Here is a 15,045-nt window from a genome sequence, read left to right on the forward strand (position 1 = left end):
AACCATACAGCGCTAAGCACTGAGCGCGGCGGCGATTCGATCACCAATTTCAGTAGTGCGCGCTTGTGCATCTCCGCGGGAGGAGACATCGGCCGCAACAGCCTCTTCGATCCGCACGGCGTTCTCCCCGTCTCCGAGGTGGCGCAGCAGCATCGCAGCCGACAGGATCGCCGCGGTGGGATCCGCAATCCCTTTGCCCGCAATATCCGGAGCAGAACCGTGAACTGGTTCAAACATGGAGGGATTAGCGCCGGAGGCATCAATATTTCCGGAGGCGGCCAAGCCAATACCGCCGGTCACTGCTCCCGCCAAGTCAGTCAGGATGTCACCAAAGAGGTTGTCAGTAACGATGACGTCATAGCGCGCAGGGTCGGTGACCATGTAGATGGTTGCGGCATCGATGTGGTTGTAGTCCACGCTAACCTCAGGGAATTCCTGCGCTACCTCGTTCACAGTGCGCTGCCAGAGCCCACCAGCGTTGACCAAGACATTGGTCTTGTGCACTAAAGTCACGTGTTTGCGGCGGCCCATTGCGCGCTGGAAGGCATCGCGCACCACGCGCTCGACGCCAAAGCGGGTGTTCTGGGAGACCTCCGAGGCCACCTCATGTTCGGTTCCCTCGCGCAGCGTACCTCCGTTACCGCAGTACAGACCTTCGGTGCCTTCGCGCACGACGACGAAATCAATATCACCCGGGTTCGCCAGCGGTGAGGTGGACGTTGGGTACAGCTTGGAGGGGCGCAGGTTAACGTGATGGTCGAGGGCGAAACGCATCTTCAGCAGCAGGCCGCGCTCCAAGACACCAGGCGGAACCTCACCGGGTGCGCCAATCGCACCGAGCAGGATGGCGTCGTGCTCGCGCAGAGATGCCAGGTCGGCGTCGGTAAGCAGCTCCCCGTTGCGCAGGTAGCGTCGGGCGCCGAGGTTATAGTCCGTCACCTCGATGTCCTGGCGCACCGCGCGCAGAACCTTGAGCGCCTCCGCGGTTACCTCGGGTCCGATGCCGTCGCCGCCAATCACTGCCAGTTTCATTTTGTGGGATTCCTTTCTCACATATTGGATACTTGTGAGGGTACCACTCTCTTGACTCCGGCGACGGCAAAACCCCCGTGAAGAACCGCGGTGGATTCTTCACGGGGGCTGTTGCGAAAAGCTTAGCGCCGTGGGCTATGCGTCCAAGTCGAGCTGGCGGCAGGTAGCACCCAGCGCCGCGTTGATTTCCTCGACCAGCTCCTCCGGCACCTCACGTTCGACGCGCAGGATGAGCACAGCATCGGAGGCTTCCTTGCCCTGGGTCAGGGCGGCAGCCACGATGTTGATTCCAGCAGCGCCCAGCTTGGTGCCCACGGTTCCCAGTGCGCCCGGGGCATCCTTGTAGGAGAAGAAGAGGTTGCGGCCGGTAGCGCGCATGTCGACGCCACGGCCGTTGATGCGGACAATCTTCTCCACACCATCGATACCCGTCAGGGCGCCTGTGAGCTGGGAAACCAGACCATTAGGACCGATGACCTTCACGCGCACCGAGGAGCGGTGGCCCTTTGACTCCACGTTGGTCTTAACGTCCACCGTCACCCCGCGGCTTTCGGCGATCTTCATGGCGTTGACAAAAGTAACGGTCTCCGAAACCACGCCGGAGAACACGCCGCGAACGGCAGACAAACCAAGCGCAGAGACTTCCTCATTAGCCAGCTCGCCGCACGCTTCCACCTCGATGGCGACGGGTGCTGCACCCAACAGGTTGCCGGCAACGAGACCAAGCTTGCGCGTCAACTCCAGCCAGCCAGATACTTCCTCGCCGACCTTGCCGCCTTCAACGTTGACGGCGTCGGCCACGAACTCACCGGCCAACGCCTTCAACACGGATGCGGCTACGTCGGTACCCGCACGGTCCTGCGCCTCCACCGTGGAAGCACCAAGGTGCGGAGACACGGTAACCTGTGGCAGCTCGAAGAGTGGGGAGTCGGTGCAGGGCTCGGAAGCATAAACATCGAAACCGGCGCCGCGGTGGTGGCCCGACTTGATGGACTCAGCCAGCGCTGCCTCATCCACGAGGCCGCCGCGGGCGGCGTTGATGATGATCTGCCCCTTCTTGGCCTTAGCCAGGAGTTCAGCATCAAACATGCCGGCAGTCTCCGGTGTCTTGGGCAGGTGAATGGTTACAAAGTCAGAGCGGGACATGAGCTCTTCAAGGCTCACCAAATCTACACCTAACGCCGCCGCGCGAGCCGGATTGGCATAAGGATCGTAGGCGATGACGGTGGTCTCAAAAGCCAGCAAACGCTGCGCAAAGAGCTGGCCGATGTGACCGAAACCCACGATGCCGATGGTCTTGCCATAGATCTCGACGCCCTTGAAGGCGGAGCGCTTCCACTCCCCCTGACGCAGAGATTGATCTGCTGCCGGCACCTGGCGGGCGGTGGCTAGAAGCAGCGCGATGGCCTGCTCACACGCGGAGTGAATATTGGAGGTCGGCGCGTTGACAACCATGACGCCGCGCTCGGTGGCAGCGGGGATATCAACATTGTCCAAACCGACACCAGCGCGGCCCACAATCTTGAGGTTCTCCGCAGCGGCCAGCACCTCCGCATCCACGGTCGTGGCGGAGCGCACGAGGAGAGCATCAGCCTCCGGCACCGCGGCGAGCAGCTCCGCGCGATTTGGACCATCTACCCAGCGGACCTCGACGGTGTCCCCGAGAGCATCGACGGTGGATTCTGCAAGCTTATCGGCGATAAGAACGACCGGCTTCGACATAACTTCCTTTACTAGTCAGAATTGGAGATGCCGAGAAGTGTAGTTTATTCTTTCCAGCCCTGAGTGATTTTATGCGTGAATTCTGTCACTGAACCGAATTCCGGACCAAGGGCCACGATCGGCCCGTCTGATAGCCCAGCTGTAATCGCCGCGCCGGCCTTCGTCTCTGTCGGATCCGGGTCCTCCATCACAAACACCGTACCGCCATATGCGGTGGCATTCACCACATTGGCTAAGGGGCTATCTTTCGTCGCCACAATAACCGGTGCCATTTGCGCATCACGGCGCGCTTGCGCGGGAATCGCCGGCATCTTTTCCTTAGTGAGATGCTGCGGTAATGGCTCCCAGGCGGCCTTGAGCTCCGTCTTTGTAGAAGAGTCCAAACGCGCGATGTTATCAACCATGCGCTCACGGTTCATCACTACTTTGGAATCAAAACGAAAAGCAGTGTACTCCCCCAACGCCTTGGTGTTTCCTGGGTCGTGGATAACCTCGAGTTGCCCGCTCTGGCTAGCCCACGGGACGTTGCCGATAACGAGGATTCGGTCAACATCAAGGTCATTGAGCAGTTGTGAAATCTGCGAGCGAATCGAATCGTCGTAGGTCACCATGGGAACGCGCTGCGACACGCTCAACGTCGCAGCGCGCAAGGCCGCAGCATCTGTCTCCTCGGCGAGGATCAGCGAGTTGCTCTCCTTGAAGAATAAACGTGCCGAATCGATTCCCCAACGGTCCCCAACAACGGTGACTTCATCAGCGAATTGCGGATCAATGAGCCGCAGGCGGTTTTCCTCGCTCGCGCGTTCCAGATCAATCGCAGACTCCGGAAGGGCCGTGATGTCTTGCGTGAGAAGGGGCTCACCGCGCCCGACCGACGAGCAGCTCGCAGTGAGCCCCACGAGCAACGCCAGGGACACGGCCGCGAGCTCACGCTTAGATGGAACCTTAACGTGCAAAGGCCTGCGGCCCCTCCTCGCCACCAGATAGATTCGCCTCGTCCACGTCACGCACTACCTTTTTGTTGAGCGCGTATTCAACGATGCCGACGAAGCGCTCGCGGCGATCCGCAAAGAACTGGTGCACAGTCTTCGCGGTCAGCAGCTCAGGTTCCAGTTCGTGGGAGGCCAGCACGCTATCGAACTCAGCATCCTCCATGATCGATTTCGACTGCACGCGCGGCAGGTAGCGCTCCGGCGAATGCCCATCGATGACAACCTCGGTGCGCTTGCCCATCGGAGTGCAGTTCAGCACAGAGTTTGCCAGCACGCCGCTGACGCCGTGGCGCTCACACCAGCGAAGCGGGAAGACGGGGAAGAAGCCCGGCTGCAGCTCCTCAAAGCTATGGCGGCTAAACGGACGGCCTGTACGCCAGTCTTTTGCGCCACGAGCCATGAGCAGGGCATACAGGCCATGCCACACTCCGTCGTGCTCTCCTACCGACAACAGGCGGGACTCGCGGAAGGAGGCATCACGGACGGTCTTCGGAACAACCTCGGTGTCGCCAGCAACCCATGCGGTGACCTCGTCAACATCGCGCGCAGCACGTAGCTTCACGGCGGAGGAGCCGTAGAGCTCACCAAAGACGCCGCTCCAGAACCACTGATTGAGGCGATCCCAGGCTTCCTGGCTCGACAGCACGCCCTTCTGCTCAGCCAGACGCGCCAAAATGACCGCTAGCGGAATGATCTGCTCGGAATAGGGCACCTGCTCCAAAGATAGGATACAGCGCTCAGCTAAGAATTCAGCCACCTCGCGGAAAGTAATCACTAGGGTTTGCGAAGCCTTGCGGTACTCCGAGAGCGAGAGCTGCAGGATGTCTTCACGTTGACCACCAGCGTTGCCCTTCTCCCCCGACACCAGCAAAGACACTGCCGACAAGAACTCATTACGACCAATGCCGTCGAGCGCTGGGAAGGCGCGCAGCTGCTTCTCGACGTCCGCCCAATCCTCCGCCAAATGGAAGTCCGGGTCTTCAGAGGCAAAGACTGCGGTGAGGAGATCGAAGACATCCATCTGCAAACCAGCCGAGTTCACCTGCGCGAAGATGGAGCCAATGCCAGCGCTCGCAGTCTCACGAGAAAGACGGATCATCGGCACCGTGTAGCCGGACAGGGGGCGCAGAATCCGATTGTTGAAGGCAGCAACAACATCGCGATTGGCGCCGTCATTAGCTGCCGCGAGCTCGAAGAGCATGCTAGTGCCCTCCTCGCTCAGGAGCGCGGAGACGGGGATGCAGCACGCCTCCACGGCGGCCTCACGGCTGCTCAAAGAAGACTCGAGCTCTGGCGCGAAGTGGGAGCGCAGCTCGCCCTGTTGGTTGATAGCGAAGACGGCCTCATCAGGCATGATGTCCTCGGAGGTCGCCTTATGCAGGTCTACAAAGTACTTGCGGGAAACCTTCTTGGAACGGAAATCGGTGGTATCGACAAAACCCTCGCCACGGAAGCAGTGGTACAGAGTAGTTAGCCTCTGTTGACCGTCGAGCAGAAGCAGGCCGGGGTTTACCCCGGTATTGGGCGCACCTGCGAGCGGCCTCGGCCGAAAGCGCATAGCCTCGTTGCGGGTATCCAAGGCCATAAATGCGCCGAGCGGGTAGCCGCGCAGGACAGTGACGATCAACGATCGGATGCGGTCCTCGTCCCAGGAATAGGAGCGCTGGAAATCGGGAAGCTGAATATCACCGCGATCGATGCGGGCGAAGAGGTCATTAAGGTCATAGCTTGGCGTAGAGAAACCCATGGCCTCAACCCTACTCTCAGATGTGGGAATGTGCCCGTTTGTGCGCGAACATCACATAACAAAAGATTCCCGTTGACCACTGCACACAGGCCAATGGGAATCTTCAGATAAAACGCGGTTTAGGCAGTTGCGTCCAGCGGATTCTTTACCCAGCTCATGAGATCGCGCAGCTGGGAACCAGTCTGCTCGATTGGGTGAGAGTTCACCTTGGCGCGCAGATCCTCGAGCTCCTTGTTGCCACCCTCAACGTTGGCAACGAGGCGCTTGACAAAGGTGCCGTCCTGAATATCAGTCAGGACATCCTTCATACGCTCCTTCACGGAAGCATCGATGACTCGCGGTCCAGAAAGATAGCCGCCGAACTCCGCGGTGTCGGAACAGGAGTAGTTCATGTTCTTGATGCCACCCTCAACGATGAGATCAACAATGAGCTTCAGCTCGTGGCAGACCTCAAAGTAGGCCATCTCCGGCTCGTAGCCAGCCTCGGTAAGGACCTCGAAGCCGTTCATGATCAGGTACTCTACGCCACCACACAAGACGGCCTGCTCACCAAAGAGGTCGGTCTCAGTCTCATCCTTGAAGGTGGTCGGGATAACGCCGGCGCGGGCACCGCCGATGGCTGCGGCGTAGGACAGGGTCAGTTCGCGCCCCTCGCCCTTCGGATCCTGTTCGGTGGCAATCAGGCAAGGAACGCCCTTTCCGTCAACGAACTGGCGGCGAACCAAGTGGCCCGGCCCCTTCGGAGCGACCATACCGATGGTGATGTTCTCCGCCGGCTTGATCAGTTCGAAGTGAATGTTGAGACCGTGGCCGAAGAACAGAGCGTTGCCGTCCTCCAGGTTCGGCTCAATATCCTCAGTAAAGATGGCCGCCTGGGAAGTATCCGGGGCCAGCAGCATGATGACGTCAGCCCACTTGGAAGCCTCAGCGTTGCTCAGGACCTTAAAGCCGGCCTCTTCCGCCTTCTCTCGGGACTTGGAACCCTCGCGCAGGCCGATCGCCACCTCAACGCCAGAGTCACGCAGGTTCATTGCGTGGGCGTGGCCCTGGGAGCCATAGCCAATGATGGCGACCTTACGGCCCTGGATGATGGACAGGTCGGCATCGGAATCGTACAGAGTCTCAATAGCCATGTTGTTGTTCCTTCTCTCTGTGGTCTCTCTGTGGTTCGTCGTCACTACTCAGCGAATAGTGACGTGGTCTACTGAATTTGTATCACATTTTGGGACGCAATGTCCACAATGTGAGATTATTTATTTGCTCGGTGCCATCGCCTTCGGGCCACGCCCCAGCGCGACGTTTCCGGACTGCACCAGTTCGCGGATGCCAAAGGGCTCGAGGACGTCGAGAAGCGCCTGCAGCTTGCCCGGTGTACCGGTGGCCTCCACCACCACGGACTCCGGCGATACATCCACGATGCGGGCGCGGAAGATGTTCACCGCGTCGACCACCTGGGGGCGGTTCGAGTTATCCGCAGCCACCTTGACCAGCATGATGGCGCGGGCAATGGTGTTTTCTTCCTCCAGCTCCACCACCTTGAGCACCGGGACGATCTTGTTGAGCTGCTTCGTCACCTGTTCGATGACAACCTCGGAGGCGTCCACAACGATGGTCAGGCGGTTAATCCCTTCGGTTTCGGTCCGCGCGGAGACCAGCGAGATGAGGTTATAACCGCGACGGGTAAACATACCGGTCACGCGGGAGATGATGCCCTCAATGTCCTGGACGCGCACGGACAGGATGTGTCGGGTGATGTCGTCTTTAGCCATTGTTCTTAGGCCTCCTCGAGGGATTCGTGGATGTCGGCCGGTTCCTCGGCCGCGGACTCATTTTCATCAAACAGCGGGCGCAGGCCCAGGGCGTACTGGATTTCCTCGTTGGAGGCGCCGCCACCAATCATCGGCCACACCTGGGCGTCTTGGCCCACGATGAAGTCGATGACCACCGGGCGGTCATTAATTGCCCGTGCGCGTTCAATCGCGGGGCCAATCTCCTCTGCCGTGGTCACGCGAATGGACTCGCATCCCAGGGCCTCGCTGAGCTTGACGAAGTCCGGGACGTACTCATCATGCTCACGCAGCTTGGTATGGGAGTACTTGTTCTCATAGAACAGCGTCTGCCACTGGCGCACCATGCCCAGGTTGCCGTTATTAATCACGGCAACCTTGATGGGAAAGCCTTCCACGGCCGCGGTGGTCAGCTCCTGGTTCGTCATCTGGAAGCAGCCATCGCCGTCAATCGCCCAGACTTCACGCTCCGGGCAGGCAGCCTTAGCCCCCAGCGCCGCGGGCACGGCGTAGCCCATTGTGCCGGCGCCACCGGAGTTGATCCAGCTGCGCGGGTGCTCGAAGTCAAGGAACTGCGCCGACCACATCTGGTGCTGGCCCACGCCCGCGCAGTAGATAGCCTCCGGGCCAACAATGGAGCTGAGCTGCTGGATGACCTCCTGCGGGTTAAGCAGCCCGTCCGACGTCGGCTCGAAACCGCGCGGGAAGCGGCTCTGCAGGTCCCCCAAGTACTCCATCCACGGCCCGATGCGCGGGGCATCCATCTCCGCGTCATTGGCATAAGCCTTGGTCAGGCGAAGGAGCACCTCGCGCGCATCACCCACGATGGGAACGGCAACCTCACGGATCTTGCCGATCTCGGCCGGGTCGATGTCAGCGTGGATGACCTCGGCGTTCGGAGCAAAGGTATCGGTATCACCGGTCACGCGATCATCGAAGCGTGCGCCCACCGCAATAATGAGGTCTGCGCGCTGCAGCGCGGCCACCGCCGGCACTGTGCCATGCATGCCGGGCATACCCATGTGCTGCGGGTGATTATCCGGGAAAGCACCGAGAGCCATAAGCGTGGTCACCACAGGGATACCAGTCAGCTCAGCAAACTCGCGCAGCTCGCGGGAGGCTTCGGCTTTGATGACACCGCCGCCAACGTAGAGCACCGGACGTTCGGCGCGAGCAATGCGCTGAACAGCCTGGGTGATCTGGCGCGGGTGCGGGGTCGTGGTGGGCTTATACCCCGGCAGGTCCGGCATGACCGGACCCGAGTACTCCATAAACGCGTTCTGCACGTCCTTCGGAATATCCACGAGGACCGGGCCCGGCCGTCCAGTGGACGCCAAGTGGAAGGCGGCAGCAATAGCTCCCGGGATATCCTCTGCCTTGGTGACGATGAAGTTATGCTTCGTAATCGGCATCGTCACGCCGCGGATATCAGCCTCTTGGAAGGCGTCGGTGCCCAACAACGAACTGCCGACCTGTCCGGTAATAGCCACCACGGGCACGGAGTCCAGGTTTGCATCCGCCAGCGGGGTCACCAGGTTGGTGGCACCCGGGCCGGAGGTAGCAATCATGACGCCGACCTTTCCGGATGCCTGCGCATAGCCTTCTGCTGCATGGCCAGCTCCCTGCTCGTGGCGGGTGAGCACGTGGCGCAGCTTCGTGGATTCAAAGAGGGCGTCGTACAACGGAAGCACGGCGCCGCCCGGAATGCCGAAGACCAGCTCGGTGCCCAAATCTTCGAGGGTACGGACAATGGCGTGTGCGCCCGTGATGCGCTCGGGCGCCCGCTGTGGCGGTGTGGAAGCTGTCACGGTTGGTGTGCTCCTTTAGTGGGGATGGATATCGGAGAGATCATCCAACGAATAACGCCCCCGTCTTTCCTTCCTGGGTGTGAAGGTAACGGGGGCGCATGCTGGTCGACGTCACTAGCGGACTCGCTACGGCTCGCGCCGCCCGGGTACTACTACGAGGTGAAGTCGAATAATGATCATGGGATAAACTGTACACTGATAGAAACGCCACCGCAGGCCTTTACCCCCATTTTTGGGATCCATTTCTCATTTAGCGAGATTCCACAGGTGGGGCGGTTCGCCACCGCGCCATATTGTCAATTACGATGACCCACTATGACGTCCTCACACCCGCAGAACGCATCTTCTCGCACCGAACACCCCGCGGCCGAAACGTTCAAGCCCACTCGCGAACACCTCCTCGGCATCGGCATCCTCGCCGCCATCGCTTTCCTCAGCATTGGCTGGGCCCCGAAGTACCTCTTCTGGATTCTCATCTTCCCCGTGCTGGCCATCTGGTGGGTCCTGCGGGCCCGCACCACCGTGGACAGCAAGGGCATCCACATCACCTATGGCTTCCGCGGACCCAAGCACATCGCGTGGAACGACTTCCAAGGAATCGGCTTCCAGCGTTCGAAAGCCTATGCCCGCACCACGAAGGGCGATAACTTCAACCTGCCGGGAGTGACTTTCAACTCCCTCCCCCGCCTCGCTGCCGCTTCCAATGGGCGCATCCCCGACGCGCTCACCGCTGGCCGCGACGCGGCTGACGACAAAGTCGTCATCGTCCACCGCGATGGCCAGCAGATCCTCCTCACCAAGGAGGAATACGCCGAGTATCTCAAGAAACACCCCGAACTGAAGGATTAACCATGTACCCTCTCCGCTCTAAAGTCACCACCGTTGGCCGCCAGGCATCCGGTGCCCGCGCACTGTGGCGCGCTACCGGCTCCAAGGAGAGTGACTTTGGCAAGCCGATCGTCGCCATTGCCAATTCCTTTACCCAGTTCGTCCCCGGCCACGTCCACCTCAAAAACGTCGGTGACATCGTGGCCGACGCCGTCCGCGAAGCCGGCGGTGTGCCAAAGGAGTTCAACACCATTGCTGTTGACGATGGCATCGCCATGGGCCACAGCGGCATGCTCTACTCCCTGCCTTCGCGGGAGATCATCTCCGATTCCATCGAGTACATGGTCAATGCCCACACTGCCGACGCCCTGGTCTGCATCTCGAACTGCGACAAGATCACCCCGGGCATGTTGAATGCCGCGCTACGCCTCAACATCCCCACCATCTTCGTCTCCGGTGGCCCGATGGAAGCCGGCAAGGCTGTTGTCGTTGACGGCGTGGCACACGCACCGACGGATCTGATTACAGCCATCACGGCGTCGGCCAGCGATGCCGTCTCCGATGAGGGCTTGACCCGCGTGGAGGAAAGCGCCTGCCCCACCTGTGGCTCCTGCTCCGGCATGTTTACCGCCAACTCCATGAACTGCCTCACCGAGGCACTCGGCTTGGCCCTTCCGGGCAATGGCACCACGCTGGCTACCCACAGCGCCCGCCGTGATCTCTTTAAACAAGCCGGCCGCGCCATCGTGGACTTGTGCCGACGCTACTACGGCGAAGAAGACGACGCCGTTCTCCCGCGCTCGATTGCAACCAAGGAAGCCTTCAGCAATGCCATGGCTCTGGACATGGCTATGGGTGGTTCCACCAACACCATCCTCCACACGCTGGCCGCCGCGCAGGAGGGCGAGGTGGACTTTACGCTGGAGGACATCAACGAGATCTCCTACCGCGTACCTTGCCTGTCCAAGGTGGCCCCCAACGGCACTTACCACATCGAGGACGTGCACCGCGCCGGGGGCATCCCCGCTATCTTGGGCGAGTTGCGCCGCGCGGGCCACTTGAACCTCAAGGTCCACACCGCGCTCTACGACAACGCCGAGGAATGGCTTGATGATTGGGATATCCGCGGCGGCAAGGCCACGGAGGCCGCTCTCGAACTTTTTCACGCCGCACCCGGCGGTGTACGCACCACCGAGCCATTCAGCCAATCCAACCGATGGGATGAGCTCGACACCGACGCTGCCAATGGCTGCATCCACGACGCCGAGCATGCCTTCTCCTCCGACGGTGGCCTGGTCGTCCTGCGCGGCAACCTCGCTCCCAACGGGGCCATCGTCAAGGCTGCTGGCGTGGAGGAAGAGCTCTGGACCTTTACTGGTCCCGCCCGCGTGGTGGAGTCCCAGGAAGAGGCTGTTTCCATCATTCTCAAGAAGGAAGTCCAGCCCGGCGATGTCATCGTCATTCGCTACGAGGGACCAGCCGGCGGTCCCGGCATGCAGGAGATGCTGCACCCGACTTCCTTCCTCAAGGGTTCCGGTTTGGGCAAGGCCTGCGCCTTGATTACGGATGGCCGCTTTTCTGGCGGCACCTCCGGCCTCTCCATCGGTCATATCTCGCCTGAGGCAGCCCACGGCGGCCTCATTGGACTGGTCGAAAACGGTGACCCCATCACCATCAACATCCGCGAGCGCCAGCTCTCCCTCGACGTGGACGAAGAGGTCTTGGAACGCCGTCGCGCCACCGAGGAACAGCGCGAGAAGCCCTGGACGCCGAAGGACCGCAACCGCCCGGTCACCAAGGCTCTGCGCGCCTACGCCAACATGGCCACGTCCGCTGACCGTGGTGCGGTGCGCATGGTGGATGGCTACGTCAATTAGAGTATGGGGCGATGAATTTCGCCACTAACGCCGCAAGGCGCACACTGCTGACCGCCGCCGGGCTCATCGTTGGCCTGGTGGGCGTCATCCGCCACGTCCTCCACACGGACTTCCCCGTGGACATGATCATTTACCGTGAGGGCGTGCACGCCTTCATGGAGGGACGCTCGGTCTACTCGGAACCCATGTACGCCGGGGATTTGGCGCTCCCCTTTATCTATCCGCCCTTCGGGGCGCTGGTCATGGTGCCGCTGACTGCCTTTGACTGGATGAGCGACGCCCTGGCAGGCGATATCATGATCCTCCTCTCGGACGCCTTGGTCTTTGCCTGCCTCTACGCGATCTTCCGCGCGCTCAAGGTGCCGCACCTGTGGCCCACCATGGCGATCGCGTGGGCCGCGGCCATGTTCTTTGAGCCCATCCGCCTCAACAACGGTTTTGCGCAAATCAACATCGTCATCATGGCGTTGGTCATCTTCGATCTCGTCCCCCGCAAGCGCAAGCTTCCGCAAGGCTGGCTGATAGGTCTTGCGGCGGCCATCAAGATCACTCCATTGGCCATGCTGCTGTATTTTCTGCTGCGACGCGAATGGAAGCCGATCCTCACAGCCTTCGCTTCCGCCGTCGTTGCTACCCTGCTGGCCGCGGCTTACCGCTGGGAGGCCTTTGTCGAATTCTTCAGCTCAAAGCTTCTCGATATGGGCAAGGGCGCAGACTTCGGCGTGGCTACGGACTATCAGTCCAACTCCTCGCTCAAGGGCGTCATCCAGCGCCTCTTTACCTCCCAGGAGGCCATGGACAACCACGGCACCCTCATTAACGTGCTGTGGCTCGTGGCTGCGCTCGCGATCATCGGCCTTGGCTCCACCCTCATCCTGGCGCAGATGCGGCGCGGCCTGCTTGTCGACGCCCACCTCACCACCGCCACGACCATGCTGCTCATCTCCCCCGTTTCGTGGTCCCACCACTGGGTGTGGCTGTCCCTCATCGTGCCGGTTCTGGTTTACCGCGCCTGGTCGTGGCGCAATTCCACCTGGGTCGCCGGCAGCCTGCTGGCCGTACTGGCCGCCTGGGTGGGCATGCTCCTGACCGTCCCGCCCAAATGGTGGTTCGGTGACAGCATCGATGTCCACGCGATGCCGCTGTATCAGAAGTTCTTGGTCGATGACTTCGTGTGGCTGGCACTCCTCAGCTGGATTCTCTACGCCATCTGTCTCAAGATTCAGGGCAATAAGGCAGACAAGCCACATGCTGAATTCGCTGCGGCCCCATCCAGCTAAGCCAAGCGCAGATTCGGGGTGCAAAACTGCCCTACCTGCCAAAGTTATGCGCCGCCATTGCAAAAAATGGGAAAACTTTGGCAACACGGGCCCTCAGCCCTCGGCTAAAGCCTTGAGTGCTGCCAAATGGCCGTCGAAGGCGCTCTTGCCCTTCTCTGTCAAGGCCACCCACACTGAATCTTTAGCACGGCTGGTGCCATATTCGCGGAAGCGAGTCACGTAGCCAGCTTGCTCTAGAGCTCCGAGCTGCTTGGACAGGGAGGCGTCGGAAAGCTCCGTGCGGTCGCGCAACATGGCGAATTTCATCTCACGGTTTACCTCCCCGCCCTGCGTGGCGCCGAAGGCATTGAGTGTGGCGCAAATTTTGAAGCGGTTGAGCGGGTGGATTATCGGATCGATCTCACTCATCGCGGCATCCTATTCAGCGCACCGGTGTGCAACGTCCAAAAGACCGCCAAGGCGCACAGCACACCCGCACCGCACGAGGCAATAACGTGCCCTTCGACGAAAGGGTTGAAGAGAGCCGGCAGAATCATAAATCCCAATCCTGCGTAGTAGCGCCAGGTCACGCTTCGGGAGGCGTGCAGATCCACCTTCTGGCGCATTGAATCCCTCACCCCCGTGCGATAAAAGAAGGCAAGACTCACCAAGAGCGCGAGTACAAGAAGCAGTCCACCAACAAGAACGAGAGGATGGACGTCATCCTTGATCCACATGTAGGCAAACCACGCGCCGTATGCCGCCGCTGCGAACAGACTTAGCCAGACGGGTGGCCTTTTGGCCGCGGCCAGCCGTTGTTGTTCCTCAAATGCGAGTGCGTCCCGAACATCCTGATTGGACAAAACTAAAGCTCCCCTCCTGCGGCACCAAAGTCATTGTTTTCCATTACGGAAAGCAACTTACTTTACGCAACGGAAAATAACAAGAGTTTGTATATAGCTGCAGGCTGGAAGCGTAGAAACGTGCTAACAGCGCCTAATTCAGCGGGTTAACGCCCGCGCCAAACCACCAGATGGCAACGAGCGCGGCCACGCCAATGACGACGAAAATCCAGGACGTTGCCAATGGGCGGCGAGTCCACGAGCGGTTAAAGTCCAGAGAGATGAAGCCCGGACCGGTGAACTGCAGGGCCACCGCGATAACGAAGAGGACGAGCCCCAGCCAGACGCTCTCATTCCAGGCAAAGACATCCAACCCGGCACCGGAGGCGTTGAGGCCGTGGATAGCGGAGAAGCCCGTGACGATAAGGCCGAACATGGCCGCCAGCGGTGTCACCAGGCCCAGCAGCAGGAAGGCTCCGGCGATGAGCTGAACAGTCGGCACGCCGATGGCCAAGGCTGCAGCCATGGTGTACTCGCCGAACTCCTTCTCCAAGCCAGACAGTCCCTCGTTACCGCCGAGCTTGAAGAAGGTAGAAGCACCCGCCACGAGCAGGTAAACGCTGAGCGCCAAGCGCACGAAGAGCAGACCGAAGTCAATGGTGCCACGGCGTGCTGGCTCCGGTTTCTTTTCCACGGCTGCCGCCTCGGAGTCCGCGGCGGGGTCGACAACAGCAACCGTGCTTGGTACCTCTTCATAGCTCTCAGTTTCCACAGGCTCAGTTGTGGTTTCAGCGGCTGTGGATACCGGCATAGCAGTTGTCTCCGCTTCGGACTCTGCCGTCACCTCCGCGCGCGGGAAGGCGGTGGTCTCGGTTTCTGCTGCAGCACTGTCGAAAGACAGGGAGTCGCGAGAAGCACCCTCAAAAGTTTCGGTCTTAGCTTCAGGCTCTGCTTCAACGGCAGGCTCCTCGGCCTTCTTCGGCTTAATCACCTGCGGCTCGGCACGTCCGGGGCGCTGGAAGAGGCTGCTCTTCTTCGGTTTATCGGTAGCTTCTTCTTTAGACGTGCTGTCCTTCACGGAGTCTTTCCCCGTGTAGGTCGGGATATCGTCATCAAAGTCGGTGGCTTTATCAGGAGTTTTATCGCTCATG

The 15,045-nt window shown here is 60.5% G+C and carries 13 protein-coding genes; 3 read left to right on the top strand and 10 right to left on the bottom strand.

Translation table 11 applies throughout. The features are described from left to right. Nucleotides 1-12 precede the first annotated feature (12 nt). The 7 genes from ABZS45_RS04950 to ABZS45_RS04980 form a co-directional block, all read right to left on the bottom strand. Nucleotides 13-1,032, bottom strand: coding sequence for a 3-isopropylmalate dehydrogenase (locus ABZS45_RS04950; RefSeq protein ID WP_412100888.1), 1,020 nt, complete (start codon nucleotides 1,030-1,032; stop codon nucleotides 13-15). A 135-nt stretch (nucleotides 1,033-1,167) separates the two neighbouring features. Beyond that, nucleotides 1,168-2,754, bottom strand: a complete 1,587-nt coding sequence (gene serA, locus ABZS45_RS04955) for a phosphoglycerate dehydrogenase (RefSeq protein WP_412100889.1) — start codon at nucleotides 2,752-2,754, stop codon at nucleotides 1,168-1,170. Nucleotides 2,755-2,798: 44 nt separating this feature from the next. Further along, entirely contained in the window at nucleotides 2,799-3,710 is a 912-nt protein-coding gene (locus tag ABZS45_RS04960; RefSeq protein WP_412100890.1) for a hypothetical protein, read from the bottom strand. Further along, nucleotides 3,700-5,493: a DUF262 domain-containing protein gene (locus ABZS45_RS04965; protein ID WP_412100891.1), complete on the bottom strand. Its 1,794-nt coding sequence runs from the start codon at nucleotides 5,491-5,493 to the stop codon at nucleotides 3,700-3,702. The genes ABZS45_RS04960 and ABZS45_RS04965 overlap by 11 nt, the downstream gene beginning before the upstream one ends. A gap of 119 nt (nucleotides 5,494-5,612) precedes the next feature. Continuing rightward, nucleotides 5,613-6,626 carry a ketol-acid reductoisomerase gene (gene ilvC, locus ABZS45_RS04970; RefSeq protein ID WP_412100892.1) on the bottom strand — a complete coding sequence of 338 codons (1,014 nt, stop codon included), beginning with the start codon at nucleotides 6,624-6,626 and terminating at the stop codon, nucleotides 5,613-5,615. A gap of 120 nt (nucleotides 6,627-6,746) precedes the next feature. Then, nucleotides 6,747-7,262 (bottom strand): acetolactate synthase small subunit, encoded by a 516-nt coding sequence (gene ilvN / locus ABZS45_RS04975; RefSeq protein WP_010186907.1) that lies wholly within the window; start codon nucleotides 7,260-7,262, stop codon nucleotides 6,747-6,749. Between the two features lie 5 nt (nucleotides 7,263-7,267). After that, nucleotides 7,268-9,088, bottom strand: a complete 1,821-nt coding sequence (locus ABZS45_RS04980; RefSeq protein ID WP_412100893.1) for an acetolactate synthase large subunit — start codon at nucleotides 9,086-9,088, stop codon at nucleotides 7,268-7,270. Nucleotides 9,089-9,403: 315 nt separating this feature from the next. Here ABZS45_RS04980 and ABZS45_RS04985 point away from each other — a divergent pair, with 315 nt between their 5' ends. Genes ABZS45_RS04985 through ABZS45_RS04995 form a run of 3 tightly spaced genes read left to right on the top strand, consistent with a single transcriptional unit; the run spans nucleotide 9,404 to nucleotide 13,073 of the window. Beyond that, entirely contained in the window at nucleotides 9,404-9,937 is a 534-nt protein-coding gene (locus tag ABZS45_RS04985) for a PH domain-containing protein (RefSeq protein WP_412100894.1), read from the top strand. A 2-nt stretch (nucleotides 9,938-9,939) separates the two neighbouring features. Beyond that, complete coding sequence (gene ilvD / locus ABZS45_RS04990) at nucleotides 9,940-11,793, top strand: dihydroxy-acid dehydratase (protein WP_412100895.1); 1,854 nt, start codon at nucleotides 9,940-9,942, stop codon at nucleotides 11,791-11,793. An 11-nt stretch (nucleotides 11,794-11,804) separates the two neighbouring features. Next, on the top strand, nucleotides 11,805-13,073 hold the full coding sequence (locus ABZS45_RS04995) for a glycosyltransferase 87 family protein (RefSeq protein ID WP_412100896.1): 1,269 nt from the start codon (nucleotides 11,805-11,807) through the stop codon (nucleotides 13,071-13,073). A 93-nt stretch (nucleotides 13,074-13,166) separates the two neighbouring features. Here the strand turns inward: ABZS45_RS04995 and ABZS45_RS05000 are convergent, their stop codons facing one another. The 3 genes from ABZS45_RS05000 to ABZS45_RS05010 form a co-directional block, all read right to left on the bottom strand. Then, nucleotides 13,167-13,481 (bottom strand): transcriptional regulator, encoded by a 315-nt coding sequence (locus tag ABZS45_RS05000; protein ID WP_412100897.1) that lies wholly within the window; start codon nucleotides 13,479-13,481, stop codon nucleotides 13,167-13,169. Next, nucleotides 13,478-13,915 carry a hypothetical protein gene (locus ABZS45_RS05005; RefSeq protein WP_412100898.1) on the bottom strand — a complete coding sequence of 146 codons (438 nt, stop codon included), beginning with the start codon at nucleotides 13,913-13,915 and terminating at the stop codon, nucleotides 13,478-13,480. Before ABZS45_RS05005 ends, ABZS45_RS05000 begins: the two co-directional genes overlap by 4 nt. Nucleotides 13,916-14,048: 133 nt before the next feature. After that, entirely contained in the window at nucleotides 14,049-15,044 is a 996-nt protein-coding gene (locus ABZS45_RS05010; protein WP_412100899.1) for a DoxX family protein, read from the bottom strand. Between the last annotated feature and the right edge of the window lies 1 nt (nucleotide 15,045).

The organism is Corynebacterium aurimucosum (assembly GCF_046895345.1).
GTDB classification, from domain to species: Bacteria; Actinomycetota; Actinomycetes; order Mycobacteriales; family Mycobacteriaceae; genus Corynebacterium; species Corynebacterium aurimucosum_G.